Source organism: Methylobrevis albus (genome assembly GCF_015904235.1).
In the GTDB taxonomy this organism is placed as follows: domain Bacteria; phylum Pseudomonadota; class Alphaproteobacteria; order Rhizobiales; family Pleomorphomonadaceae; genus Methylobrevis_A; species Methylobrevis_A albus.
Genome location: NZ_JADZLT010000041.1, coordinates 97,919 through 123,627, shown reverse-complemented (window position 1 = coordinate 123,627; position 25,709 = coordinate 97,919). Strand labels below are relative to the sequence as shown.

Here is a 25,709-nt window from a genome sequence, read left to right as displayed (position 1 = left end):
TCGTGCCCGCGCAGCGGCTCACCCACCGCAGCGCCGTCCCGCGTCCACAGCCGCACCGTGCCGTCACGGCCGCCCGAAACGATCCGCGTGCCGTCCGGGGAAAAGCCGACGCTCCAGACCGTGCCCTCGTGCCCGCGCAGCGGCTCACCCACCGCAGCGCCGTCCGGCGTCCACAGCCGCACCGTGCCGTCATGGCCGCCCGAAACGATCCGCGTGCCGTCCGGGGAAAAGCCGACGCTCCAGACCGTGCCCTCGTGCCCGCGCAGCGGCTCGCCCGCCGCAGCGCCGTCCGGTGTCCAAAGCCGAACCGTGCCGTCGTCACCGCCGGAGACGATCCGCGTGCCGTCCGGGGAAAAGCCGACGCTCCAGACCGTGCCCTCGTGCCCGCGCAGCAGCTCGCCCACAGCAGCGCCGTCCGGCGTCCACAGCCGCACCGTGCCGTCCTCGCCGCCCGAGACGATCCGCGTGCCGTCCGGGGAAAAGCCGACGCTGAAGACCATGCCGTCGTGCCCGCGCAGCGGCTCGCCCACAGCAGCGCCGTCCGGCGTCCACAGCCGCACCGTGCCGTCGGCCCCGCCCGAAACGATCCGCGTGCCGTCCGGGGAAAAGCCGACGCTCAGGATCCGGCCCTCATGTCCGCGCAGCGGTTCGCCCATAGCAGCGCCATCCCGCGTCCACAGCCGCACCGTGCCGTCCTGCCCGCCCGAAACGATCCGCGTGCCGTCCGGGGAAAAGCCGACGCTCAGGACCCGGCCCTCATGTCCGCGCAGTGGCTCGCCCGCCGCAGCGCCGTCCGGCGTCCACAGCCGCACCGTGCCGTCATGGCCGCCCGAGACGATCCGCGTGCCGTCCGGGGAAAAGTCGACGCTCCAGACCGTGCCCTCGTGCCCGCGCAGCGGCTCACCCACCGCAGCGCCGTCCAGCGTCCACAGCCGCACCGTGCCGTCTTCGCCGCCCGAGACGATCCACGTCCCATCTGGAGAAAAACCGACGCTCCGAACGATGCCACCAATGCCGCCTGCGCCGTAAATCCGCGTACCGTCACCAACGCGCAAAGCAGTCCGCGACACCAGTCCAAGCCAGCCCAAATCATGCGCCACGGGCGCAACCAGCCCCTCGGGCTCATCCCAACCCGGCGTGTCCGCCCCCCGGTCGATCCAAGGTGTATGAACCGCGGCGCTGCCGGCCGCCACCAGCAGGGCAAGTGCGGACAAGACAAGCAGCCAGACGCCCGGCCCCAGTCGCCGCAGCACCGCCCAGACCGTAATCCCACCCGTGCCGGATCGCGCCGGCGCGCCCGCCGAGTTGCCCTCAGTCCTCGCATCCACGACCGCCCCCACCGCCGCGATCCCCCGATCGCCGCCATGCTAGCAACTCGTGGTCGGGCCGGCCATGGGCCACACGCCGGTGTCGCCAGCGGGTATCCGGGAGGTCGCCCTACTCCCCCGGCTCCTCCACCGGCCAGTCCACCAGCCGCTCCTCCCACGTCTCCACATCCGGATAATCCTGCTCGCGCACCGTCCGCCCGCGCACGGAGATCCCCGCCGCGTGCACGCTCTCCGGGTCGCCGGAGAGCAGCGGGTGCCACCAGTAGAGGTCGCGGCCTTCGGCGACGAGGCGGTAGCCGCAGGTGGGGGGGAGCCAGGAGAGGGTGCGGACGGTTTCGGGGTCGAGAGGGATGCAGTCGGGCACGGTCGCGGCGCGGTTGGGATAGTCGCGGCAGCGGCAGCTGTCGCCGTCGAGCAGCACGCAGGCGATGTCGGTCCAGGCGATCTCGCCGGTGTCCTCGTCCTCGAGCTTGTTGAGGCAGCAGCGACCGCAGCCGTCGCACAGCGACTCCCACTCCGAAACGTCCATTTCCTCCAGCGTCTTTTCGCGCCAGAATGGGATCGTGGTGTCGCCCGGGGCGATGCTGTTAACCATATGTCGTCTCGTGCTTTGATCCGGTCGAAATTTAAGAATATTTCTGGGGTCGGGAACGGACCGAAGCCCCGCGGGTTGACTGCCGGGTCGACCGCACCCGGAGCCGACGCCTCTCGGACCGCTCCGGCGACTTCGCCGGGCTCCGAACCGATTGCGCCGACCAACGCTTGGACCGAACAGTGACGGATCGCAAGCCCGAAGCCCGTAGCCGAACGCTCGCCCGGCGCCTCCTGGCGCTGGACGCGTGGATCGACACGGCCGCCTATGCGACCGGGCGCCGGCTCGCGGGCGTCTGGAGCCGCTACCAGGAAGCGCTCGGGCGGTTCCGGGTGCGCGGCGCCGCGCGCGTCGCGGCCGAGGTCGCCTCCGAGGCGGCGACGCTCGGCACCGTCGCCGCCGTCGTGCTGCTCGCCTTCGCGGTGCCGGCGTTCAAGGCGACCGAGGGCGACTGGCGCGCCAAGGGCGAATACGCCGTCACCTTCCTCGACCGCAACGGCAACCAGATCGGCCGGCGCGGCCTGTTCCTCGACGACACGGTGCCGCTCGACGAGTTCCCCGACAGCCTGATCAAGGCGACGCTCGCGACCGAGGACCGGCGCTTCTTCGACCATTTCGGCATCGACATCGTCGGCACGCTGCGCGCGCTGACCCAGAACCTGCGCGCCAACGGCGTGGTGCAGGGCGGCTCGTCGATCACGCAGCAGCTCGCGAAGAACCTCTTCCTCTCCAACGAGCGCACCATCGAGCGCAAGATCCGCGAGGCCTATCTGGCGCTCTGGCTGGAGGCGAACCTCACCAAGCAGGAGATCCTCAAGCTCTACCTCGACCGCGCCTACATGGGCGGCGGCAGCTACGGGGCGGCGGCGGCGGCGAAGTTCTATTTCGGCAAGTCGGTGCGGGATCTCACCCTCGCCGAAAGCGCCCTGCTCGCCGGGCTCTACAAGGCGCCCGCCCGCTACGCGCCGCACGTCAACCTCGCCGCCGCCCGCACCCGCACCAACCAGGTGCTCACCAACCTCGTCGACGCCGGCTTCATGACCGACGGCCAGGTCGCCGCCGCGCGGCGACGGCCGGCCGAGATCGTGTCGATGAGCCGCGAGGCGGCGCCGGACTGGTTCCTCGACTGGGCCTTCGAGGAGGTGAAGCGCATCGCGCCGAAGGAGAGCCATACGCTCAACGTGCGCACGACGCTCGACCCGGAGGTGCAGCGTGCGGCCGAGGCGGCGATCGAGACCAACCTGCGCCAGCACGGGCCGCAATACCGGGTGACGCAGGCGGCGACCGTGGTGCAGGAGCCCGACGGCGCCGTGCGCGGCATGGTCGGCGGCCGCGACTACGGCACCAGCCAGTTCAACCGCGCGGTCTACGCCCTGCGCCAGCCCGGCTCGTCGTTCAAGACCTTCGTCTATGCCGCCGCCTTCCTGAACGGCTACACCTCGAAGAGCGTCGTGCCCGACGCACCGATCACCATCGGCAACTGGAGCCCGCGCAACTACGGCCGCAGCTATGCCGGCGCAGTGACGCTGAAGACCGCCCTGACGAAATCGATCAACACCGTGCCCGTCCGCCTCGCCCAGGCGATCGGCCGCGGCGCCATCGTCGAGACGGCGCACCGCATGGGGCTGCGCTCCGAGCTGAAGATCACCCGCGCGCTGCCCCTCGGCGTCGCCGAGGTCACCGTGCTCGACATGACCGGCGCCTATGCCTCGCTCGCCAGCGGCGGCCTCGCCGCGACGCCCTTTGCGATCGACGAGATCCGCGCGACCACCGACGACCGCCTCCTCTACGCCCACCGCACCGACGAGCCGGCGCCCGAGCGCGTGCTGCCGGTGGAGGTCGCCGAGCAGCTCAACGACATCCTCGCCAATGTCGTGACCGCCGGCACCGGCCGGCGCGCCCTGCTCGACGGCATTCCCGCGGCCGGCAAGACCGGCACCACCCAGGCCTATCGCGACGCCTGGTTCGCCGGCTTCACCGGCAACTATGTCGCCGCGGTCTGGTACGGCAACGACGACTTCACCTCCACGAAGGACATGACCGGCGGCTCGCTGCCCGCGCAGACGTGGAAGGACATCATGGCCCGCATCCATGTCGGCGCGCCGCTGAAGCCGATCCCCGGCGTGGCGCCGCCGGACGCTCTCGTCGCGGCGGCCCCCGCGCCGACGCCCGAGACGGCGGTCCCGGCTGTCAGCCGCGACCGCCTGACCGAGGGCGGCGCCGATGTCGTCGGCGAGATCGCCTCGCTGATCCGGCTGCGCCGCGCCACAGGCCAGATCGGCTTCGAGGCGCAGCAGCACGCGCCCGTCCCGCCAGCCGGCAGCCTCGCGGCCGTGGCGAGTGCCGACGCGGCCGTCGACGCGCCGGCGCCCGTGGTCCGCGTGCTGTCGACCGCCCGGCGCGAGCCGGCTTCGCACAGCGGGGCCTCGATCAGCACGCCGTTGCCGACCGTCCTTGAAGCCCCACCGCCGCCGCCTGTCCCCGCGACGGCTCCGCCGGCGACCCGGGTGCAGGGCCCGCTGCCGGCCCGGCTCACCGCCGGCCAGTCGCCGTTCGGCCCGGCGGCGCGCGTCAACGGTTTCGAGGTGCTGGCGCCGCCACCGGCCCGCTCCCCCTCGTTCATCGAACTCGTTCCCTGACGGCGCGCGCGGCCGCTTGGCAGCGCGCCACGGCAGCGGTTAAACCTGCCGTCGGGTCCGCCTCGCGCCGAATCGCAACCCGTCCGGCACGCACGGGGATGCAGGCCGGACGGTTCATCCCGGTGGCGCCGGGCGGGCGGCGGGTTCCGGACGCCGTGGCGGGGGCGATGTGAAGCTGATCCTCAACGCACTGATCATCGTGATGCTCGGTGCGATCCTCGGGCTCGGCTCCGCCGCCGCGGTGCTCGAAAGCAGCCTGCTTGACGATACCCAGCGCATCGGTCCCTGGCGCACCGGGCCGCTGCAGGCGCTCGGCGACGGCAATCCCTACGCCGCCGCCCGGCTCGCGCGCTCCGGCGCCGTGCCGCTCGGCGCCGCTGAAGGGGTCAGCCTCGTCGCCGAGGCCGACAGCGAGGGCGCGGCGCTCGATCCCGCCTGCCACTACGCCGTCGAAGGCGGCCTCGTCTGGGCCGACCTCTGGACCCTGACCGTCGACGACCACGACGGGCGGCTGCCCGAAAACCCGGCCGGCCGCTTCGGCTTCACCAGCCGCGACGTGCTGCGCGAGGCGTCGGACCGGTTCCGCGTCACCCTCGGGCGCACCGCGCGGCCGGGCAACTTCGTGCCGACCGGATCGCTCGCCAGCCTGCGCCTCACGCTGCGCATCTACGACACCGATGCGGCGGCGCGTCTTGCCGGCGAGACCGAACTGCCGACGATCCGCCGGAGCGAATGCCCATGATGTCGCTCCGCCGCGCCGTGGCGATCGGGCTGATGCTCGCGGGCATCATTCATGTCGTCGCCGTACTCGCCATTCCCGCCGCCGCGCCGCGCAACGCCTTCCAGCGCGCGCTGGCGCTGGCGACGCCGGGCCGCGTCGTGGTGCCGTCCGATCCCGCCTTCCTGCCGGGCCTCGACCCGGCCTTCGTGCACGCGCTCTGCCGGCTCGAGCCCGGCGAGGGCGCCGTGCGGCTTGCCGGGCGGATGCCGGACACCGTCTGGTCGCTGGCGGTGATCGACGCCTCCGGCACCACGACCTGGAGCGCCAGCCGGGCGGCGATCGCCGGGGCCGACCTTGAACTCGACGTCGGTGCCGCCGCCCTGCTCGACCGGCTGCGCGTCGAACGCGCCGCGGTCGAGCGCAGCACGCTCTATGCACCGGTCGAGACCGAGGCGGCGGTCGTGCTGATCCGCGCCTTCGCCGAAACGCGCGCGCAACGCGCGGCAATCGTCCCCATGCTCGAGAGCCTCGCCTGCGGCGGATCGGCAACCTGAGCGCGTCAACCCGCGGCGGGCGCGTCGGCCTGCAGGAAGCGCAGCACCGTGTCGATCACCACCGATCGCCGCGCGGCCCGGATCGCCGGGTCGCCGAGGTCGTGGTCGAAGATGCGCGAGAAGGTGAAGCGGTTGGAGACGTTGAAGAAGGCGAGTGCGCTGATCGTCATGTGGATGTCGATCGGCTCGATCCCCGGCCGGAACACGCCGGTCGCGACGCCGCGGGCATAGACACGGTGCACCGCGTCGAGGATCGGCACGTTGACGTTGCGCAGCGACACGGCCGCCTCGAGATGCGCGCCATGATGGATGTTCTCGACCATCACGAGGCGGACGAAGTCGGCGTGCGCCCACTGGTAGTCGAACGTGAACCCGGCGAGCGTACGGATCGAGTCCGCCGGTTCGAGGTGATCGAGGTCGAGCGTCGCCTCGAGCGCGCGGATGCCGCGGTAGGCGTTCTCCAGCACGGCGATGAACAGGCCCTGCTTGCTTTCGTAGTGGTAGTAGATCGCCCGCTTGGTCGTGCTGGTCAGCGCCGCGATCTCGTCGATCCGGGCGCCGCTGTAGCCCTTCTCGGCAAACTCGCGCGTCGCGACCTCGAGGATGTCCTGCCGGGTGCGCTCGGCCTGCGACGGCTCGCGGACGGCATCGCCGTCCGTATCTCCCTTGCCGCTCTTTCGATCCTGCCCCATCGCTGCGCCACCGCCGCCGCGGCCCCCGATTCGGCCGGGGGTCAGGCTAGCCCCGGCCGGTGGTTTCGCCAAGGAATCGCCGTCCGGCACGCCTTGGCGATCTGAAACGGAAGGAGCCCGGGACGGCTGCATTCGCAGCCGTCCCGTCGCCGGATCAGAGCAGCGCGATGACGCGCGTGGGGCCGCCGGTCGCGCCCTTCACCTTCGGTGTGCCGAGCAGGACGCGCGCGCCCGTCTCCGGCACCGCATCGAGGTTGGCCACCGCCTCGACGCCCCAGCGCCCGCTGCCGAGCCACTCGTAGTGCACCGGGAAGGCGCCGGAGGAGTTGAGGCCGGTGTCGAGCGACAGCGTGTCGACGCCGATGCCGCGGACGTTGCGTTCGGTGATCAGCATGTGCGCCGTCTCGGCGTGGAAGCCCGGCGTATGGTTGCGGCCCTCGCCGTCGCGGCCGGTGAAGCGCGCATCGCCGACGAGCTTGTGCCAGCCCGAGTTCATCACGACGCAGCAGCCCTCCGGCAGCGGTCCGTTCTTCGCTTCCCAGGCGCGGATGTCGTCGGGCGTCAGTTCGGCGTCGGCATTGTCCGCCGCCTTCGCCGCGATGTTCACCACGGCGAGCGGCACGATCAGGTCGCCGATCGGGATCATGTCGGCGGTCATCCCGTCGGCGGAGAAGTGGATCGGGGCATCCATGTGGGTGCCGGTGTGCTCCATCATGGTCCAGCGGTTGAGGTTCACCTTGTGCTCGGCGAAGTTCACGATGTTCTCGACCGTGAACCACTTGTCGCCGCCCATGGTGGGAAAGCCCTCGTAGAGCGCATGCGAGAGGTCTTCCGTGCGTTCGAAGCTGATCGGCGCGGCCCGGGCCGGCGTCGCGCTGAAGCCGGTCGTGGTCGCCGCCGCGGCGGCGCCGACGCCGAACGTGAAGCCCGCCTTGAGCAGGCCCCGTCGTGTGGCGTGGTCACAGATGGAGCTCAGGCATCCCCGTGGGCACATCGGTCCGTTCCTCCCATAAAGCGCTTCGTCATCGAGCGCGTTGAGGGGAGTGTACGAACTAGTACGTTCTTGTCAAACCGGTCGGGAAAACGCCGCCACGCCCCGCGCAACGACGTGGACGGGCGCGCTGACCGTCGGCTTCACTTCTGCAGGACGGGGCCGTCGAGGTCGCCGAGCGGCCGCCCCGGGCGGGTCGGGGCTTCGGGGAGCGGCCATTTGCCGATTGCCCCGCCGAGCGCGAGACAGCCCGAGGCGGCGACCAGCGTATCGAGGGCACGGTTGGTCTCGAAGAGTTGCCGCGACGGCGTTTCGACCTCGAGCCGGTCGATCGCCTCGCGATAGGCGACGATGCGATAGCCGACCGCCCGGCCCGCCCAGGCGATCAGCGCCTCGTTTTCCGCCACCCGGGCTTCGGCCGACGCATATTCGTCGTCATCCATGCCGCCGCGCCGGCCGAGCACGGCGAGGCGCTCGGCGTCGTCGCGGCGCACGAGGCGGACGACGTGGCAGAACGGCGGCAGCAGCTCCGCATCGGCGAGCGCGTCGGCGGCCGCCTTGCCCCAGCGCGCCTCGGACGAGCGATAGTCGCCGGCGCGGAGATGGGCGTAGTAGCCACCCGGATCGAAGCGCAGGTCGGTCGCGGCGGTCAGCCGGGTGCGCTGAAGCTCGGCGGCCACCGCCATCCACCACTGGCCGGCGTGCGGCGGGCGCACCAGCGACCACGACTGGTCGCCGAGCAGCCGCTCCGTATCGGTGCGGTTGAACGGCGACACCGGTTCGCCGCGCATTGCCGCAGACCGTGCGCCGACGACCGGCATCAGGTCGTCGTGCAGATACGACGGCCGGGCCCGCCCGAAATCGCCCTCGGGACGGGTGCAGCCCGCGGTCGCCAGCGCGGCCGTCAGCAGCAGCACGGCGGCAGCCGTCCGGCGCACGCGCCCGAAGGCACGCGGCGTCTGGTCCCCTGCCCCGGTCATGCGCCGGCGGGGCCTGCCGAAATGGCCGCCAGGTCCCCGCTCATTCGTCGCCGTAGTCCTTCCAGCGCGGCTGCCGCCAGATCTCGGCGCGGCGCGCGGCCGCCTCCGGATCGCGCTCGGCATGCCGCTCGATGCGGACGCCGGGGAAGATCATCACGTCGGCACTGCGGTCGCGGCGCGGACGGGTATTGATGCGAGGCTTACTCACGCCGAACTCGATCACGAGACCCATGGCCTCTCTCCATCGTCGACGCCGGTTCCCGGACGATGCCGGTGCCGGCGGGTTTGCCTGTTCAGCCCATCGATGAAGCACGTTCGTTGGTTAACGAGACCTTTACGAATTCGGCACAGATTGAAGTTCCATCCCGGCCGCGACCGGAAAGCCACGGTTTTCCACAACCGCATCCCGTCGCTGCCCCCGCCCGAAGGATCAGGCCATGTCGTCGACGCCGCGTCAGGATCGCGAGGATCTCCTCCTCCCCTCCGAGCCCCTGCCGGCCGATGCGCTGCTTAGGCAGGCGACCGAGCTCTTCGTGTCGGAGCCGCACCACACGCCCGGCGAGATCCGCATCTTCGAGGAACTGGCGCTGCAACTGCTGCGCACCACGCCGTCGATCGACAAGGTGGTGATCGCGCGCCGGCTCGCCCGTCATCCGGAGGCGCCGCCGGCGATCCTGAAGGCACTGCTCGGCAGTGACGTGGAGGCTGCCGCCGTGGTGCTCGCGACGGCACCGGAACTCTCCGACGTCGACCTGCTCGGCCTCGTCGCCACCGGCTCGACCTCGCACCTCAACGCGCTCGCCGGCCGGCGCAAGCTGCCGCCGCTGGTCGCCGAGGCCCTGGCGCGCCGCCTCGACCCGGCCGGCCTCGAAATTCTCGCCGACAACGACACGGTCAAGCTGCCGGCCGACGCCGTCCGGCGCCTCGTCACCGCGGCCCGCAACCTGCCGGCGCTCGCCCGGCGCCTCGCCGCCCGCATCGACATCGACGACGTCGACCTGATCGACCTCTACCTCGACCTCGACGCCAAGGGGCGTCGCCGCGTCCAGCGCGGGCTCGAAATGCTGGCGCTGCGCGATTTCGCCAGCCATCGCATGCTGCCGCGCCCGCCCGCCATCGACCGCCAGGTCGGCCGCGACGTCGCCCGCGCCGCCACCGCCCGCGACGACGGCCGCCTCGCCATGCTGCTCGGCGACATGATGGGCCTCGACGCCGGCTATGTGCTCGACCTGATCGTCGATGCCGGCGGCGAACCGCTCGCCGTGGCGCTGAAGGCGACCGGCTTCGACGAAGCCGCCGCGACCCGCGTCATCCTGTTCTCCGGCGCCCGGCATCACCGCAGCTATTTCGACGTCCGCGCGCTGGTCGACCTCTACGGCACCATCTCGCTGCGCGCCGCCAGCCTGCTGATCACCCGCTGGCGCAGCGCCGGCCACGGCACGGCCGAGCTCGGCGTCGCAACCCACCAGCCGCAGACCGAGGCCGGCACGCCGGTGCGCAGCGGCGAGGCCCACGCCGCCTCCGCCGTGTCGCCCGCCGCCGGCCAGCGCGCCGCCGATCTGCGCAAGCGCGGCTGAGCCCAACTCTATCCCGACCTCGCAGCGGTCGATCGCGTTCGCGATCGGCCGCTTCGGCGCGTCAACGCTCGGCCGCGCCCGCTGCAGAGCTCGTTCAATGAAGGCCCGAAAAGGGAGCGAAAAAAGAAAAAGCCGCCCGGAGGCGGCCTGAAGTCTTAGGGAGGAAACGCCCGAAAGGGCAAGTGGACTATGCCACCGATACGGCCTTTGTGCAATGCACCAAGTGCATGGCGGCATTGCGTTCCTGCTTGCGTCCAATTGGCGCGGCCCGCCGCGGCGAGCCGTTCCAACTCGGCGTCCAGCGCCCGGCGCAGGGCGAGATGGCGGGCCGGATCATAGCCGCCGCCCGGGTGGTCCGCCCGCCGTCGCTCGCGCCGCAGCGCCGCCGCCAGCGCCCGGCAGATCGCCGCGGTGGTCTCGGGACCACCCTCCATCGCGATGCCCCAGAGCGGAATCAGCCCCGGCAGCACGGTCGCCCGCACATAGGGGGCCGCCGCGCTTCCCGACCCCTTTCGCACCGCCGGCGCCCCGGCGACCGCCCTGCTCCTCGTGCCACCCAACCGGCTTGCCCTACCCGTCTTCATGCCCGCCTCCGATCCGAGGCCGACAGGATGAAGGTGACGAAAGGCAAGAGGATAAATTCCTACGTCCAGCCTGTCACCCGCGGTGAGGTGCCGGACGATTCGGCTTGTTCTGGCGGGATCGTCTCTGTCGCGGTGGCATGCGGCCACCGGAGGCCGAGCCCGTGGTCAGCCGCCCCGCTGCTGATTTCCACCAAAAATTCAGGGCGTTGTGCAGATCCGCCTTGCTCTTATTCCCCATCTTCGCACTGACTGTACCGTGTCTAGGGTTTTATTCCTAAGTACGGGAGTTCGAACATGGCCACACTGCACGCCACCCCGGACCAGACGGCCGCCGCCCCGCGGCGGGGCAGCCCGAGAACCGCCGGGGAGCGCGGCGCCGACGCCGGCGCGCTGGCCCTCGTCGACAGCACCGCCGCGGCCTTCGGCCTGCTCCCCTCGGCGCTGCACCAGCCGAGCCGCGGCCCGGCCCCCACCGCCTTTGCGCGCCAGGTGGCGATGTACCTCGCCCATGTGCACCTCGGGCTGACGATGCGCGACGCCGGCGGCCTGTTTGGCCGCGACCGCACCACCGCGGCCCACGCCTGCCGCCGCGTCGAGGACCGCCGCGACGACGCCGCGGTGGACCGCCTCGTCGAGGGCATCGCCGCCGCCATCGACCGCGCCACCGCTACCGGGGCCGGCCGATGAGCCGCCGCGATGCCCCGGGCGCAGGGGCCGGCCCGGCCGACCGCGACGAAAGCCCGCTCGACTGGCTGCGCCGCCGCCGCGACAAGGCGGGGGAGCCACTGCTCGACGACGCGGCCTTCGAGGCCGGCGAGCGGCTCAGGCGCGATTTCACCATCGCCGGCCTGATGCCGCGCACCACGATGAACTGGGACGGGCTCGCCGGCGGGGCGGAGCGCCGGGGCGGCGGCGCCGGCGCGGCGCTGACGATCGGCGAGGCGGCGCTCGCCGCGCGGGGCCGGTTCGAGGCGGCGATCGCCGCCGTCGGACCCGAGCTCTCCGGCATCCTGATCGACGTCTGCTGCTTCCTGAAGGGATTGTCGGAAGTCGAACGCGAACGGCAATGGCCGGCACGCTCGGCCAAGCTGATGCTGCTGACCGCCCTGCACGTGCTCGCCCGCCACTACGGGCTCGGCCCCGCCACCGGTCCGGCGACGACCCGCCTGCGCCACTGGGGCAGCGACGGCTACCGCCCGACGGCGTGACCGGCGGCCGTCGTCGCCGCCGAGGGCTCAGGCGGCGAGCGCCGCTTCCGCGTCGAGGTGGATCCGCCGCACCATCGAGGCAAGGCCGTTGGAGCGCTGCGGCGAGAGGTGTTCCTTGAGCCCGAGTTCCGTGAACACCGTGCCGGGATCGACGCCGAGGATCTCCTCGGGCCGGCGGCCCGAATAGGTCGCGAACAGGATCGCGATCAGGCCGCGGACGATGTGGGCGTCGGAATCACCGGTGAAGTCGAGCACGCGGCCGTCGTTGGTCGCCCGCGGCGTCGTCACCAGCCAGACCTGGCTCGTGCAGCCGCGCACCTTGTTCTCGTCGGTGCGCGCCGCATCGGGCAGCGGCGTCAGGCTGCGGCCGAGCTCGATGATGTATCGATAGCGGTCTTCCCAGTCGTCGAGGTAGGCGAAGTTGTCGCGGATCTCGTCGAGTGTCATGGCCTGTCCCGGCGCCGGCCCGGCAAAGCCCGGGCGCTCACGACGGATATAGAGGCGGCACTGCCGATTGAGAACCGGGTCTCGCGAATTTGCCCACCGCGGCGGGTGCAAGACAGCACCACGGTGGCCGCAGGCGTGAAGATCGGCGCCGCTTCAGGCGCCGCGCCATGCCGCCGCAAGGTCGGCGGGGGTCAGCGTCCCGGCGCTGCGCATCGGCGGCTCGGCCGGCTCCGCCGTCAGCGGGTCGGCGCCGCCGAGGTATTCGTAGACCATCAGCGCGCCCGACTTCGCCTTCAGCGTCATCGTGGTGGCGACGCGGCCGCCGACCTCGCAGACACTCGGGTTGCGGTCGCAGAAACCGCCGAGGTCGGCGACGAGCGCCTGGGCGGCAAAGATCGCCTCGCCTGCCGCGATCGGCGTCGGCTCGCTGCTGCTTGCCTGGACACGCTCCTCGTCGACCGGAATCAGCGCGATGACGACGACGAGCCAGAAGGCGGTGCGGATGAGAAACATGGGGTCGCGCGTCCTTCGATGTCGGTCGGTTGCCGATCGATAACGGATCGGCGGGAGGCCGGTTCCCCGGCCGCGAACGCTTTTTCCAAGCGCCACGGATACCACCATAGGGCGCAGGCTTTTCGATCGCTTTGCGCCGCTGCGTGAGATTCGATTCGAATTTTAGGCATCATCTCGCGAGGATGCCGGCCGGCGGCGGCGCCGGTCCGGGATGCCTTTGCGATCAATCGCTTGGCGCGGCCAACCGGGTTGTTGACCGCTGGTTTACCCTGTTTCGGATCGGTCGGGGAAAATCGGCCGAAGGGGCTTTGCAGCGCCGGTTTCCGCCATTGCCGGTCGCCCCCCATTAGCGTTCCTTAAAGGCGCAGCGTGGCACCTTCTGGGGAGCGACGGAGCCTCGGTGGCGGGGCCCGACGAAGTGGGGTGTCGTATTGCGTATCCGCGAACTCAAGCGGTTGTTCGACTGGTCGCTCGAAGGCATGGTGCACGGCTCCGCCGCGTCCGACGCCCTCGACGGGTCCCGTCATCGCGCTTTCATCGGCTCGCATCTGGTCGGCGGGCTTTGTGCCCTGGCGGCGCTGCCGCTGGCGGTGCTCGCGACCGCTGACGGCGCCGTCTTCGCCAGCATCGCCCTCGCCATCCTCGGCCTCGAGGCGGTCGTCGCCGTCGTCGTCTCGCGCACCGGTCGTCTCGGCCTCGGCTATGTCCTCTCGGCGGTCTGCCTCACGGGCATCGTCGGCTGGGTCGCCGGCTGGACCGGCGGTCTCGGCTCGTTCGCCCTGGTCTGGTTCGCCTTCGCCCCGGTCGAGGCGGCGCTTTCGGGCGACCGCCGCGTCGTCGCGGCCTCGGCGCTGATCGGCATCTCCGGCGTCGTCCTCGTCGGCATCGCCGGTTTTGCCGGCATCCTGCCCGCCCCGCTCCAGCTTCCCGGCCATGCCGGTGCGATGGCGTCCATCGTGACGCTCGCCGCCGTGCTCTACGCCACCCTCGTCGCGATCCGCATCGACCGCATCCACCGCGAGGCCGAAACCCGCATGCGCACCGGCGAGCGGCACTACCGCCTGCTCGCCGATGCCGTGAAGGACGTCGTCACCTGCCACGCCGCCAACGGCGACGTCGCCTTCGCCTCGCCCGCCGCCGGCCGGCTCACCGGCGTGATGCCATCCGCGCTGATGGGTGACGGCCTGTTCCGCCGTGTCCATGTCGCCGACCGCCCGGCCTGGCTCACCGCCCTCTCCGCCGGCATCCACGACGGCTACGCCGAGGTCGAGTTCCGCCTGCGCCGCGCCGACGAAGGCACCGACGCCGAGTGCTTCGTCTGGGTCGAGGCGGTGATCCGCCGCATCGACGACGCCGATCCGGTCGCCGGCGCCAGCGCGGTCGCGGTGATCCGCGACATCGACCGCCGCAAGCACCAGGAAGAAGAACTGCTGCGCGCCCGCAACGAGGCCGAGGAGGCGAGCTTCGCCAAGACGCGCTTCCTCGCCAACGTCAGCCACGAGCTGCGCACGCCGCTGAATGCCATCATCGGCTTCTCCGATCTGCTCGGCCAGGAGATCTTCGGCAAGCTCGAATACGAGCGTCACCGCGAATACGTCCGCCTGATCCACGAATCGGGCGAGCACCTGCTGCAGGTCGTCAACGACATCCTCGACATGTCGAAGATCGAGGCCGGCAGCTTCGACGTGACGCCCGAGCCCTTCGATCTCGGCGCCGTCATCGAGCGCTGCCGCCAGATGCTGGCGCCGCAGGCCGAGGCCGCCAAGGTGGTGCTGCGCGCCGACGTCGAGCCCGACCTGCCCGAGCTCGTCGCCGACCGGCGCGCCTGCCGGCAGATCCTGCTCAACCTGCTCTCGAACGGCATCAAGTTCACCGATTGCGGCGGCGAGATCGTCTGCGGCGCGCGGCGCAACGGCCGCACCGTGTCGATCTTCGTCAAGGACAACGGCATCGGCATCGCCGCCGCCGACCTGCCGCGGCTCGGCAATCCCTTCGTGCAGGCGCAGAGCGGCTACGACCGCCGCCACGAGGGCACCGGTCTCGGGCTTTCGGTCGTGAAGGGCCTCGCCGCCCTGCACGGCGGCACCATGACCATCGACAGCGTGCTCGGCGCCGGCACCACCGTCACCGTGACGCTGCCGCTCAACGCCGAGAAGGACGTCACCGTCCGGCTGCCGTCACGGCGCGGTGCCGAGCTGCCGCCGCCGGCGGCGCCGGTGCGGACGGCTCGCCGGGCCTGACGACGAGGATCGTCCGGCCCCTCGCGGGGCCGCGACCGAAGAAGACGGCGGTGCCGGCCGCGGCCTGGAGACGGGCCGCCGGACCGCTGCTAGAAGACGCCGGGGGGCACCGAGCTGGACGAGGACTTTGGAAGGTTGACCGGAATGACACGAGGAGCGAGGCGCGGCCTGATCAGCCGATCCATCGACGGTTTGGTCCGTAATCCCACCGCCGCCGGTGGTGGGCTCGTCATGATCGCCATGGCCGCCGCGATCATCACCAACGCCGTTTCCATGCAGACGGGCAGCCACCCGAGCCCGCTGTTCAGCGACCCGCGTCCGGTGCGCGACGACCGCTTTCCGCTCGCCGTCGACCCTGCGACCACCGAGAGCATCCGCCCGAGCGCGGCGATCGCCGAGCAGGACCGCGCCATCGTCGCCGCCGTCCAGGCCGAGCTGCGGGCGCGTGGCTTCTACGACGGCGCGGTCGACGGGCTGAGCGGCCCGGTGACGTCCGCCGCCATCATGCGCTTCGAAGCCGCCGCCGGCCTGCCCGAGACCGGTGAGCCCGACGACACCCTGCTCGCCGCGCTGCGCGGCACGTCCCGCGTCGCTGCCGCGCCGCCCGCTCTCCAACCGGTCGCCGACGAGGTCGTCGCACCGCAGGCGAGCGGCGCGCCGATCCCGCGGGCCAAGCCGCGCGCCGCGGCAGAGCCGGTCGATCCGATTGCCGCCCTCGTCGCCGCCGCGACCCCCGCCCCGTCCGAAGCGCCGGCACCGCCGCCCGCCCCGGTCGCGAGCGCGCCGGCCCGCGTCGAGCCGGTGGCCCCGCCCGCCCCGGCGCCCGCGCCGGTCCAGGTCCCCGCCGCCGTGGCGGAGTCCGGCGCCGCCGCGCCGATCCGCTCGGTCAAGGTGCAGCCGATCCGGATCAGCGCCTTCGAGGAGGGTGGCGAACCCGCCGCGACGGCGCCCACCGTCACCGCCACCGCCGACCCGCGCCTTGCCCGCATCCAGGCCGCCCTCGGCGATCTCGGCTTCGGCCCGGTCGCCGCCGACGGCGTCATGAACGAGGCGACTCGCGCCGCGATTGCCGACTTCGAATCCTATCGCGGCCTGCCGCGAACGGGGTCGGTCAACGAGCGCGTTCTCGCCGAACTCGTCGCCATCGGTGGCCTGTCGCTGAACCAGTAACCGCGGCGGCCCAGGCAATGCGCGTCACCTCGGACTTCTGGGTCTCGGCCTATGTGCGCCGGCGCAACGACGCCGGCCGCTTCACCGCGGTCGTGCGCCGCGGCGCCGCCGCCGCCGGCGCGGTCTTCGTCAAGGTCTCCCGCCTCGACGGCACCGCCGACCTCTACGGCCCCCTGCCCCAGGCCTTCTTCGGCCCCGAGGAGACCGCGACCAGCGGCGGCCGCGTCTTCGAGAAGCTCGCCACCGGCGTGCCGGAAGCCGAGATCGACGGCCGCCTCGCCGGCGAACGACGCTTTGATCCCGACTGCTGGGTCATCGAGACCGAGTGCCGTGACGCCAGCCACGACCTCGACGTCGCCGAGACCGGCTGAACGTCCCCGCGCTGCCGCCCCTGCGGCATCGCGCCTCGCCTCCCGTGTTGCGACCGCCCACGGCGCCGATTGAGATTGGCGCGACCTTGGCGCTATTGCTGATGCCATGGCGGCATCGAGATCGCCGCTCGGATCATAGGTCGCGGCGATCGACCAACAGGCGGGGGGCAGGCAATGGCTTCGATCTACGACACGGGTCTCGAGCGCAATCCGGCCAATTTCCAGCCCCTGACCCCGCTCAGCCATCTCGCCCGCGCCGCCGGCGTCTTTCCGGACCACACCGCGGTCATCCACGGCAGCCAGCGCCTCAGCTACCGCGACTTCTACGCGCGCGCCCGCCGCCTCGCCTCGGCGCTCGCCCGGCGCGGTATCGGCAAGGGCGACACAGTCTCGGTGATGCTCGCCAACACGCCGCCGATGCTGGAGGCGCACTACGGCGTGCCGATGTGCGGCGCGGTGCTCAACACGCTGAACACCCGCCTCGACGCCGCGATCATCGCCTTCTCGCTCGACCACGCCGAAACCAGGGTGCTGATCACCGACGCGGAATTTTCGAAGACCGTGCGCGAGGCGCTGGCGCTCGCCAGCGTCAAGCCGCTGGTCGTCGATTTCGACGATCCCGAATTCGCCGGCCTCGGCGAACGCCTCGGCGACCTCGACTACGAGGCGCTGCTCGCCGAGGGCGATCCCGATTTCGACTGGCAGATGCCCGGCGACGAGTGGGATGCGATCTCGCTCAACTACACTTCCGGCACCACCGGCAATCCGAAGGGCGTCGTCTACCACCACCGCGGCGCGGCGCTGATGGGCTACGGCAACATCGTCGCCTGCGGCATGCAGCGCCATCCGGTCTACCTCTGGACCCTGCCGATGTTCCACTGTAACGGCTGGTGCTTCCCGTGGTCGCTGTCGGTGGTCGCCGGCACCCACGTCTGCCTGCGCTGGGTACGGGCGCCGGCGATGTACGCCGCGCTTGCCGAGCACGGCGTCACCCATCTCTGCGGCGCGCCGATCGTCATGAGCATCCTGCTCAACGCCCCCGAGGCGGAGAAGCAGCCGTTCTCCCAGGCCGTGAAGTTCCTCACCGCCGCGGCCCCGCCGCCCGAATCGGTGCTGGCCGCGATGGCCGGCGCCGGCTTCGAGGTGACGCACCTCTACGGCCTCACCGAGACCTACGGCCCCGCCGTCATCAACGAGTGGAAGGCCGCATGGGACGGGCTCGACCCCGCCGCCCGCGCCACGCGCAAGGCGCGGCAGGGCGTGCGCTACCAGGCGCTCGACGACCTCACCGTGATGGATCCGGCCACGATGACCCGGGTTGCCGCCGACGGCGAGACGCTCGGTGAGGTGATGTTCCGCGGCAATATCGTCATGAAGGGCTACCTGCGCAATCCGGCCGCCACGGCCGAGGCCTTCGCCGGCGGCTGGTTCCATTCCGGCGACCTCGGCGTGCTGCATCCCGACGGCTACATCCAGCTGAAAGACCGCTCGAAGGACATCATCATCTCCGGCGGCGAGAACATCTCGTCGATCGAGGTCGAGGAGGTGATCTACAAGCACCCGGCCGTACAGTCGGTCGCCGTCGTCGCCAAGGCCGACGAGAAATGGGGCGAAACGCCCTGCGCCTTCGTCGAATTGAAAGCCGGCGTCGCGGCCAGCGAGTCGGACATCCTCGACTGGTGCCGCGACCGCCTCGCCCGCTACAAGTGCCCGCGCCATGTCGTCTTCGGCGAGTTGCCGAAGACCTCCACCGGCAAGATCCAGAAGTTCGCGCTGCGCGAACGGACGCGGGAGATCTGACGGGCAGGCCCAACCGCCGCCGCCGATCTTCGCTCTCCCGGAGCAGCTGTTTCAACAGCCCGCGGCGATCTGACCGCGGCAGCCGCCGGCCGCGCGTATTTCCCGCCGTTTCAGGTCGTCAGATGACCTCTGGGCGCCCTAGGCCGGACCCGAAGCCACCGGTCCTCCCCCCCTGCTCAAATCTGCCGCAGCCCCCACGCCTTCCGCCCCTTCCGACCATCGTGCATGTTGACGGCGAAAAGCGATCCGCCGCGGTGCGGGGCAAGAACGTCGGAGCAAACGTCCATGATGAGCGATATCGAAGTCGCACGCAGCGTCACCATGAAACCGATCTCGGAGGTGGCGTCGCGGCTCGGGATTCCCGACGAGGCGCTCAACAACTACGGCAAGCACATCGCCAAGGTGGACAACGCCTATCTCGCGACGCTCGCCGACAAGCCGAAGGGCAAGCTGGTCCTCGTCACCGCGATCACCCCGACGCCGGCCGGTGAAGGCAAGACGACCACCACCGTCGGCCTCGGCGACGCGCTGAACCGCATCGGCAAGCGCGCGGCGATCTGCCTGCGCGAGCCCTCGCTCGGCCCCTGCTTCGGCGTCAAGGGCGGGGCGGCCGGCGGTGGCTGGGCGCAGGTGGTGCCGATGGAGGCGATCAACCTCCACTTCACCGGCGACTTCCACGCCATCACCTCGGCGCACAACCTGCTCGCCGCGATGATCGACAACCACATCTACTGGGGCAACGACCTCGGCATCGACACCCGCCGCGTCGCCTGGCGCCGCGCCATCGACATGAACGACCGCTCGCTGCGCCAGATCACCTCGTCGCTCGGCGGCGTCTCGAACGGCTTTGCCCGCGAGGACGGCTTCGACATCACCGTCGCGTCCGAAGTGATGGCGGTGTTCTGCCTCGCGAAAGACTACACCGACCTCGAGGCCCGCCTCGCGAAGATCGTCGTCGCCGAGACCCGCGACCGCAAGCCGGTGACCGCCGGCGACATCGGCGCCGCCCCGGCGATGACCGTGCTGCTGAAGGACGCGCTGGCGCCGAACCTCGTGCAGACGCTGGAGGGCAATCCGGCCTTCGTGCACGGCGGCCCCTTCGCCAACATCGCGCACGGCTGCAACTCCGTCTCGGCCACCCAGGCGGCGCTGCGGCTCGCCGACGTCGTGGTGACGGAAGCCGGCTTCGGTGCCGACCTCGGCGCGGAGAAGTTCTTCGACATCAAGTGCCGCAAGGCCGGGCTGGAGCCGGATGCCGCGGTGATCGTCGCCACCATCCGCGCGCTGAAGATGCACGGCGGCATCGGCAAGGCCGACCTTTCCAAGGAAAACGTCGCCGCCGTCGAGGAAGGCTTTGCCAACCTCGCCCGCCACATCGAGAACGTCGCCAAGTTCGGCGTGCCCTCCGTCGTCTGCATCAACAAGTTCGTCACCGACACCGACGCCGAGATCGAAACGGTGATCCGGCTCTGCAAGGAGCAGGCGGGCGTTGATGCGGTGCTCTGCACCCACTGGGCCGACGGCTCGAAGGGCACCGAGGAGCTCGCCCGCAAGGTCGAGGCAATCCTCGACGCGCCGCGCGCGACGCCGTTCACCACGCTCTACCCCGACGACATGCCGCTCTTGAAGAAGGTCGAGACCATCGCGAAGGAGCTCTACCGCGCGAGTGCGGTCAGCGCTGACGCCAAGGTGAGGAAGCAGCTCGCCGACTACGAGGCGGCCGGCTTCGGCCACGTGCCGGTCTGCATCGCGAAGACCCAGTCGTCGTTCTCGGCCGATCCGAACGCCAAGAATGCGCCGACCGGCCACGTGCTGCCGATCCGCGAGGTGCGGCTGTCGGCCGGCGCCGAGTTCGTCATCGTGATCTGCGGTGACATCATGACGATGCCGGGCCTGCCCAAGGTGCCCTCGGCGCTGCACATCCGCCTCGACGCCAACGGCGAGATCGAAGGCCTCAGCTGACGAGCGCTTCGGTCGCCCCGCGCCGGGCGGCCGTCCCTCATGAGGTCTCGGTCAGGGCTCTGGCGGCGGCGTGACGGGGGCCGGCGCGACCGGCTCCGGCGCTGCGGACGGCGGAACGACGGGTGCCGGCGACTGGCCGGTGCCTGCGGCCGCTTCCGCCGCGCCGGCGCGATCGGCCTCCGCGAGGCCCGCCACCATTTCGTCGAGCCATTGATCCTCGAGGCCCGCGGCGCGGGCGCGCAGGTGCCAGACGGCGGCCTCGCGCTCGTTCTTCTCGACGCCGCGGCCGGCGGCGAGCAGGCGCGCCAACCGGTTCTGCGCCACCGGGTTGCCGGCGTTTGCGGCCAGCCGGAACCAGGCTGCGGCCACCGCCTCGTTGCGGTTGATGCCGGTGCCGTTGAACACCATGATCGCGTACTCGACCTGCGCCGCCGTATGCCCGGCCTTGGCCGCGCGCGCCATCCAGGTCGCCGCCTGCCCCGGCTCGGCCGGCACGTCGGTGCCTTCCTGATAGAGCACGGCGAGCGCATAGGCGGCGTCGGCGTTGCCGCCGTCCGCGGCGCGGGTAAACAGCGCCAGCGCCTTGGCAGGGTCGCGTTCGCGGCCCTTGCCGGTGAGATAGACCATGCCGAGCCCGTAGGCCGCCTCGACGCGGCCCTTGGCGTCGGCCTGCTCCAGCAACTCGGCGGCCTTGTCGAGGTTCTGCGGCACCCCCACGCCTTGCGAGTAGAGATCGGCGAGCTCGACCATCGCCGCGGCGTCGCCGGTATCGGCTGCGAGTTCGTACCAGATCGCCGCCTCCGCCTCGCTGCGCGGCACGCCGAGGCCATAGCGGTAGATGAAGCCGATCAGCGTGCGCGCGGCCGCATCGCCCGCGGCGGCACGGTCGGTGGCGATCGCCAGCGCCGTCAGGTAGTAGCCGCGCTGGAACGCGCCATAGGCGTAGTCGATCTTGTCGGCGTCGGGCAGGTTCTGCACGGCGGCGAGGAAGCCGGGCGCGCGCGGCTGGCCTAGGACGGGCGGCAGCAGGGCCGGCCCGTCGCTCTGCAGGCCGCCGGCGGTGCCGTTCGGCAGCAGTTCCACCGCGCCGTCGATGACGCCGGGCAGCAGGCGGGGACCGTCCGTCTCGGGTGCCGGCGCCGCGGGTTGCGCCAGCGCGGGCGACGCCGCGGCGAGAAGCCCGGCGAGGGCCGTTGCCCGCCAGGCCGCCGAAAAGCCGCTGTCGCGCCGGCGCCGGTTCACGCGTCCTCCTCGCCGTTCGGCGTCGCCGCCGCATCGAGCAGGAGATTGGCACGGCGGATCGCGGCGGCGGCACCCTCCGGATGCGCCCAGACGGCATCGCGCACGGCGACGAATTCCGCCCCGGTGCCGGCGGCATCGGTGACCGATTCGATGTCGGCGCCGGCCAGCACCACGCACGGCGGCTCGAACACCGAGGCCCACCAGTGGCCGAGGTCGATCGACTTGCGATGCGGCTCGGGCGCTTCCGGCAGGTCGATCATGCCGAACAGCAGATAGTCGGCCCCGGCTTCGCCCGCCGCCATCGCGTCGTCGCGGGTCTTGATGCCGCCGGCGCCGACGAAGGACTTCGGCTGGAACTTCTCCACCGCGTCGGTGATGCCGGCGATGCCGGTGTCGACGTGCAGGCCGTCGGCCTTGGCGCGCGCCGCGGCCCGGCTGTCGCCGCGCACCATCGCCGCGACGCCGCGCGCCTGGGCGATCGGCACCAGCCGCTCGGCGATCCGCTGCAGCGCGGCTTCGGAGGTGGTTTCGACGGCGACGAGCAGCGACGCGACGTCGCCGGCGGCCAGCGCTTCGTCGAGCTCGGCGGCGAAGGGCTCGAGGTCGATGCTGCGCGGGGTGATCAGGAACAGGCGGGAACGGGACAAGGATGCGGCCTTCGCTCGGGAAGCAGGTCGGGAGGGGACACCGGCCGGCTCCGCGCCGGCCGGACATCCCGGCAGCGCCTGCTGTAGCACCGCCCGGCCGCTCGAGGCGAGATCATCGCCGCCGATTGCGGCCAAATCCGGCATCATCCGGACGACGAAGGGCCGGCCCGTGGCGGACCGGCCCCGTCATGGCACGAGATATCAGAGACGGTCGCGCGCGGCCGAGCCGGAAAAGGCGTCGGCGAGGCGACCGATCTGGCGGCCGACCGGGTTGGCGGCCGGCATGCGGCTCTCCGGCGGGGTGTAGATCGCCTGGTCGAGATGGCGGATCCGGTCCTGCAGCCGCAGCGAACGCGTGATCAGGTCGCGCAGCGCCTCGGGCAGTTCGTCGGGCTGGCCGGCCATGACCGCCGCCGACGCCCCGTCGAGGCGAACTTTCGCCTTCTCGGCCCCGGCCTGGCTCTGCGTCATCTCGCCTTCGTTCACCGCACGCTGCAGCAGCAGCCAGGAGGCGAGCTGCATCAGCCGGGTCGTGAGGCGCATCGATTCCGTGGCGTAGCTCAGCGACGCGTTGCGGCTCAGCACCTTGGAGTGGGCACGGCCGTCGCCGTCGAGATAGGCAGCGGTTTCCTCGACGAGATCCATGCCCTCGCGAAACAGCTCCCGGAACGTCGGCGAGCCGGCGAAACGCTCCGCGAACGGGATGGCCGCATCGATCACCGGTCCAAGCTCCTGCGTCCTGTCGGTCATCTTTTTATAGTCCCTGCTGGCGGACGTCGAGTCCGCGACCCCATCCGGGCCGTAGCACCCGAAAAAGTCGGGACGACGGCCGGTCCTGCGGTCGGTGTCGAACGACGTCCCGTTTCGGGAGCCGCATGCGACCGCTCGGAGATCGATTGGCAACACGCGTGCCATCGCGGGAGACGGCACGCCGTGGCGGGGGACGGCAGGCGGGAAACGGCGACACCGGAGGCTGTCCGACCACGAAAAGAGAGCCGCGACGAAGCGCGGCTCTGCAAGTCGACAGGGAGGCGTCAAAAGGAGTGACGGGAGCCACTCGCAGATCCAGAAGGCTGGACAAGCAAAGTAATAGATTAGAAAGCTTAACGAACGGTAAACGCGGCGTTCCAATCCGGCCAAATCGTGCCGCCACGGCACGCTGCGGCCGTTCCGGGGTGCCCCCGCGCAGGTGGCGCGCCGCTATCGCCATGTATTCGCGGCCGAATCTGCTGTCGTGATCTTTGGGCTCGACACCGCCGCCGTCGCTGCTCACAAAACGCTTGATCGCCGCCAAACGCCCCGGCATCACCAGAGCGGCCGCCCCGCCGGGACCGGCCCCGTCGCCACCGGCGTCCCGGAGCAGCACGGCTTCCCGCCCCGGCACGCCCGCCCGCCGACATCATGTCGCTGGCCGGCGATCACCGCCACGGCTCGCATTGCCCGGCGCCGCGGCTTAAGTCTCAGTCTGAAGCGACCGAGACACGCACAACAGCGGAGGATGCCGTGGCCGACCTTCCCGCCACCATGACTGCGATCGAGATCACCGCGCCGGGCGGGCCGGAGGTGCTCCGGGCGACGACGCGGCCCGTGCCGACGCCGGGCCCCGGCGAGGTGCTGCTGCGGGTCGAGGCGGCCGGCGTCAACCGGCCCGACGCCCTGCAGCGCGCCGGCGCCTATCCGCCGCCGAAGGGCGCCTCCGACATTCCCGGCCTCGAGGTCGCCGGCGAGGTCGTCGCCGTCGGCGACGGCGTCACCCGCTGGCAGCTCGGCGACCGGGTGACCGCGCTGGTCACCGGCGGCGGCTATGCGGAGTATTGCGCGGTGCCGGAAGGCAGCGCCCTGCCCTTCCCGGACGGCTACGACGCGGTCAAGGCGGCATCGCTGCCCGAAACCTTCTTTACCGTCTGGTCGAACGTCTTCGACCGGGCCGGCCTTCGCGCCGGCGAGCGCTTCCTCGTGCACGGCGGCACCAGCGGCATCGGCACCACGGCGATCCAGCTCGCCAAGGCTTTCGGCGCGACGGTCTACACCACGGCGGGTTCGGACGAGAAATGCGCCGTCTGCCGCGGGCTCGGCGCCGACCTCGCCGTCAACTACCGCAGCGAGGACTTCGTAGCCGCGGTGAAGGCGGCGAGCGAGGGCAAAGGCGCCGACGTGATTCTCGACATGGTCGGCGGCAGCTACATCGCCCGCAACCACGAGGCCGCGGCGATTGAGGGCCGCATCGTGCAGATCGCCTTCCTGCAGGGCTCGAAGGTCGAGGTCGACTTCACCCGGCTGATGCTGAAGCGCCTCGTCCACACCGGCTCGACGCTGCGCGCCCGCGAGCCGGATTTCAAGGCGGCGATCGCGCGCGAGCTCGAAGGCAAGGTGTGGCCGCTGCTTTCGGCCGGCAGCGTCGCCCCCGTGATCGACACCGTGTTGCCGCTCGCCGATGCAGCCGAGGCGCACCGGCTGCTCGAGGCCGACCATGTCGGCAAGATCATCCTGGTGCCGGGTGCCCCCTGACGAGAGGGGGCATCCGCCCTACCTCGGGACGACGCTGGAGGCGGGCCGGGAAAGATCGGCTTTCAAATTGCGCTCGACTTCGTCTGCGGCTATAAGCGCGGCATTCCCCGTCTATCAAGTATAGAACGACGGCTCCGCCGGCCCGAACCGGCAGAGCACACAGGAGGACTTTATCCCATGTCCAACGCACCGCTGATGCCCAAGGCCACCGCGGTCTGGCTCGTGGAGAACACGGCCCTGTCCTTCGAGCAGATCGCCAACTTCTGCAAGCTGCACCCGCTGGAGATCAAGGCGGTCGCCGACGGCGAGGCCGCGCAGGGCATCAAGGGCCTCGACCCGATCCAGACCGGCCAGCTGACGCGCGAAGAGATCGTGCGCGCCGAGAAGGACCCGAACCACAAGCTGCGCGTCGCCGATCCGAAGGTGCGCGTGCCGGAATCGAAGCGGAAGGGTCCGCGCTACACGCCGGTGTCGCGCCGCCAGGACCGTCCCAACGCCATCCTCTGGCTGGTGCGCAACCATCCGGAACTGAAGGACGCGCAGATCATGCGCCTCGTCGGCACCACCAAGCCGACCATCCTGCAGATCCGCGAGCGCACGCACTGGAACTCCGCCTCGCTGTCGCCGCTCGATCCGGTGACGCTCGGCCTCTGCTCGCAGATCGAGCTCGACCTCGAGGTCGAGAAGGCCGCGAAGAACCTGCCGCCGCAGGCCGAGCAGCCCTCCGCCGCCCTGCTGCCGGTCGACGAAACGACGTCCGAGTCCGCCCTCTCCTCCTATCGCAGCGCGCGCCAGGAGAAGAAGGAGGAGGAACTCGACGCCGCCGCCGTGTTCGCCAAGCTCAATGCGATGCAGAACAAGCCGGTGGACGAGGACGACGACGAGGTCTGATCCGTCTCTCTCGAGAAGCCCGACATGAAACGGCCGGCGTCATCGCCGGCCG

At 71.2% G+C, this 25,709-nt stretch carries 25 protein-coding genes; 13 read left to right on the top strand and 12 right to left on the bottom strand.

Going from position 1 to position 25,709, the window contains the following annotated elements; genetic code table 11:
• Both I5731_RS05030 and I5731_RS05025 read right to left on the bottom strand, forming a co-directional pair.
• Nucleotides 1–1,328: WD40 repeat domain-containing protein (locus I5731_RS05030; RefSeq protein ID WP_328838184.1), on the bottom strand; the 1,328-nt coding region annotated here is incomplete at its 3' end.
• Nucleotides 1,329–1,437: 109 nt separating this feature from the next.
• Nucleotides 1,438–1,923: a YcgN family cysteine cluster protein gene (locus I5731_RS05025; RefSeq protein ID WP_197310276.1), complete on the bottom strand. Its 486-nt coding sequence runs from the start codon at nucleotides 1,921–1,923 to the stop codon at nucleotides 1,438–1,440.
• 179 nt (nucleotides 1,924–2,102) lie between these two features.
• Here I5731_RS05025 and I5731_RS05020 point away from each other — a divergent pair, with 179 nt between their 5' ends.
• From I5731_RS05020 to I5731_RS05010, 3 genes are all read left to right on the top strand, one after another.
• Nucleotides 2,103–4,559 (top strand): transglycosylase domain-containing protein, encoded by a 2,457-nt coding sequence (locus I5731_RS05020; RefSeq protein WP_197310275.1) that lies wholly within the window; start codon nucleotides 2,103–2,105, stop codon nucleotides 4,557–4,559.
• 169 nt (nucleotides 4,560–4,728) lie between these two features.
• Nucleotides 4,729–5,301 (top strand): DUF1214 domain-containing protein, encoded by a 573-nt coding sequence (locus tag I5731_RS05015; RefSeq protein ID WP_197310274.1) that lies wholly within the window; start codon nucleotides 4,729–4,731, stop codon nucleotides 5,299–5,301.
• Nucleotides 5,298–5,834, top strand: a complete 537-nt coding sequence (locus I5731_RS05010; RefSeq protein ID WP_197310273.1) for a hypothetical protein — start codon at nucleotides 5,298–5,300, stop codon at nucleotides 5,832–5,834. Before I5731_RS05015 ends, I5731_RS05010 begins: the two co-directional genes overlap by 4 nt.
• A 5-nt stretch (nucleotides 5,835–5,839) precedes the next feature.
• Here the strand turns inward: I5731_RS05010 and I5731_RS05005 are convergent, their stop codons facing one another.
• The 4 genes from I5731_RS05005 to I5731_RS04990 form a co-directional block, all read right to left on the bottom strand.
• Nucleotides 5,840–6,526: a TetR family transcriptional regulator gene (locus I5731_RS05005; protein WP_197310272.1), complete on the bottom strand. Its 687-nt coding sequence runs from the start codon at nucleotides 6,524–6,526 to the stop codon at nucleotides 5,840–5,842.
• A 154-nt stretch (nucleotides 6,527–6,680) separates the two neighbouring features.
• On the bottom strand, nucleotides 6,681–7,520 hold the full coding sequence (locus tag I5731_RS05000) for a cyclase family protein (RefSeq protein ID WP_197310271.1): 840 nt from the start codon (nucleotides 7,518–7,520) through the stop codon (nucleotides 6,681–6,683).
• 140 nt (nucleotides 7,521–7,660) lie between these two features.
• Nucleotides 7,661–8,497 carry a hypothetical protein gene (locus I5731_RS04995; protein WP_197310270.1) on the bottom strand — a complete coding sequence of 279 codons (837 nt, stop codon included), beginning with the start codon at nucleotides 8,495–8,497 and terminating at the stop codon, nucleotides 7,661–7,663.
• Nucleotides 8,498–8,537: 40 nt separating this feature from the next.
• The gene (locus tag I5731_RS04990) at nucleotides 8,538–8,729 is read right to left on the bottom strand and encodes a hypothetical protein (protein WP_197310269.1); all 192 of its coding nucleotides are present in this window, start codon (nucleotides 8,727–8,729) and stop codon (nucleotides 8,538–8,540) included.
• Nucleotides 8,730–8,934: 205 nt separating this feature from the next.
• Here I5731_RS04990 and I5731_RS04985 point away from each other — a divergent pair, with 205 nt between their 5' ends.
• Complete coding sequence (locus I5731_RS04985; protein ID WP_197310268.1) at nucleotides 8,935–10,074, top strand: DUF2336 domain-containing protein; 1,140 nt, start codon at nucleotides 8,935–8,937, stop codon at nucleotides 10,072–10,074.
• Between the two features lie 155 nt (nucleotides 10,075–10,229).
• Here I5731_RS04985 and I5731_RS04980 read toward each other — a convergent pair whose 3' ends face one another.
• Entirely contained in the window at nucleotides 10,230–10,658 is a 429-nt protein-coding gene (locus I5731_RS04980) for a hypothetical protein (protein WP_197310267.1), read from the bottom strand.
• A 294-nt stretch (nucleotides 10,659–10,952) separates the two neighbouring features.
• Between I5731_RS04980 and I5731_RS04975 the strand changes: the two genes are divergently transcribed.
• Nucleotides 10,953–11,345, top strand: coding sequence for a helix-turn-helix domain-containing protein (locus I5731_RS04975; RefSeq protein WP_197310266.1), 393 nt, complete (start codon nucleotides 10,953–10,955; stop codon nucleotides 11,343–11,345).
• Nucleotides 11,342–11,866: a DUF6456 domain-containing protein gene (locus I5731_RS04970; protein ID WP_197310265.1), complete on the top strand. Its 525-nt coding sequence runs from the start codon at nucleotides 11,342–11,344 to the stop codon at nucleotides 11,864–11,866. The genes I5731_RS04975 and I5731_RS04970 overlap by 4 nt, the downstream gene beginning before the upstream one ends.
• Before the next feature lie 27 nt (nucleotides 11,867–11,893).
• On the opposite strand, the gene I5731_RS04965 is transcribed toward I5731_RS04970, so the two are convergent.
• Both I5731_RS04965 and I5731_RS04960 read right to left on the bottom strand, forming a co-directional pair.
• Nucleotides 11,894–12,313, bottom strand: coding sequence for a SufE family protein (locus I5731_RS04965; protein ID WP_197310264.1), 420 nt, complete (start codon nucleotides 12,311–12,313; stop codon nucleotides 11,894–11,896).
• Nucleotides 12,314–12,466: 153 nt separating this feature from the next.
• Complete coding sequence (locus I5731_RS04960; protein WP_197310263.1) at nucleotides 12,467–12,826, bottom strand: DUF5330 domain-containing protein; 360 nt, start codon at nucleotides 12,824–12,826, stop codon at nucleotides 12,467–12,469.
• A 431-nt stretch (nucleotides 12,827–13,257) separates the two neighbouring features.
• On the opposite strand from I5731_RS04960, the gene I5731_RS04955 reads away from it, so the two are divergent.
• From I5731_RS04955 to I5731_RS04935, 5 genes are all read left to right on the top strand, one after another.
• Nucleotides 13,258–15,066 carry a PAS domain-containing sensor histidine kinase gene (locus I5731_RS04955; protein WP_197310262.1) on the top strand — a complete coding sequence of 603 codons (1,809 nt, stop codon included), beginning with the start codon at nucleotides 13,258–13,260 and terminating at the stop codon, nucleotides 15,064–15,066.
• A gap of 231 nt (nucleotides 15,067–15,297) precedes the next feature.
• Nucleotides 15,298–16,236: a peptidoglycan-binding domain-containing protein gene (locus I5731_RS04950; RefSeq protein WP_197310261.1), complete on the top strand. Its 939-nt coding sequence runs from the start codon at nucleotides 15,298–15,300 to the stop codon at nucleotides 16,234–16,236.
• A gap of 17 nt (nucleotides 16,237–16,253) precedes the next feature.
• Nucleotides 16,254–16,607 (top strand): DUF1491 family protein, encoded by a 354-nt coding sequence (locus I5731_RS04945; RefSeq protein ID WP_197310260.1) that lies wholly within the window; start codon nucleotides 16,254–16,256, stop codon nucleotides 16,605–16,607.
• Between the two features lie 174 nt (nucleotides 16,608–16,781).
• Complete coding sequence (locus I5731_RS04940) at nucleotides 16,782–18,407, top strand: acyl-CoA synthetase (protein WP_197310259.1); 1,626 nt, start codon at nucleotides 16,782–16,784, stop codon at nucleotides 18,405–18,407.
• 285 nt (nucleotides 18,408–18,692) lie between these two features.
• Entirely contained in the window at nucleotides 18,693–20,369 is a 1,677-nt protein-coding gene (locus I5731_RS04935; RefSeq protein ID WP_197310258.1) for a formate--tetrahydrofolate ligase, read from the top strand.
• 51 nt (nucleotides 20,370–20,420) lie between these two features.
• Here the strand turns inward: I5731_RS04935 and I5731_RS04930 are convergent, their stop codons facing one another.
• The 3 genes from I5731_RS04930 to rcdA all read right to left on the bottom strand — a co-directional run bounded on the left by I5731_RS04930 (nucleotide 20,421) and on the right by rcdA (nucleotide 23,008).
• Nucleotides 20,421–21,611, bottom strand: a complete 1,191-nt coding sequence (locus I5731_RS04930; RefSeq protein ID WP_197310257.1) for a tetratricopeptide repeat protein — start codon at nucleotides 21,609–21,611, stop codon at nucleotides 20,421–20,423.
• The gene (locus I5731_RS04925; RefSeq protein ID WP_197310256.1) at nucleotides 21,608–22,258 is read right to left on the bottom strand and encodes a thiamine phosphate synthase; all 651 of its coding nucleotides are present in this window, start codon (nucleotides 22,256–22,258) and stop codon (nucleotides 21,608–21,610) included. The genes I5731_RS04930 and I5731_RS04925 overlap by 4 nt, the downstream gene beginning before the upstream one ends.
• A gap of 201 nt (nucleotides 22,259–22,459) precedes the next feature.
• Nucleotides 22,460–23,008 carry a protease adaptor protein RcdA gene (gene rcdA / locus I5731_RS04920; RefSeq protein ID WP_197310255.1) on the bottom strand — a complete coding sequence of 183 codons (549 nt, stop codon included), beginning with the start codon at nucleotides 23,006–23,008 and terminating at the stop codon, nucleotides 22,460–22,462.
• Nucleotides 23,009–23,782: 774 nt separating this feature from the next.
• Between rcdA and I5731_RS04915 the strand changes: the two genes are divergently transcribed.
• The gene (locus tag I5731_RS04915; protein WP_197310281.1) at nucleotides 23,783–24,766 is read left to right on the top strand and encodes an NAD(P)H-quinone oxidoreductase; all 984 of its coding nucleotides are present in this window, start codon (nucleotides 23,783–23,785) and stop codon (nucleotides 24,764–24,766) included.
• A 177-nt stretch (nucleotides 24,767–24,943) separates the two neighbouring features.
• Nucleotides 24,944–25,657 carry a DUF1013 domain-containing protein gene (locus I5731_RS04910; protein WP_197310254.1) on the top strand — a complete coding sequence of 238 codons (714 nt, stop codon included), beginning with the start codon at nucleotides 24,944–24,946 and terminating at the stop codon, nucleotides 25,655–25,657.
• Nucleotides 25,658–25,709: the final 52 nt, after the last annotated feature.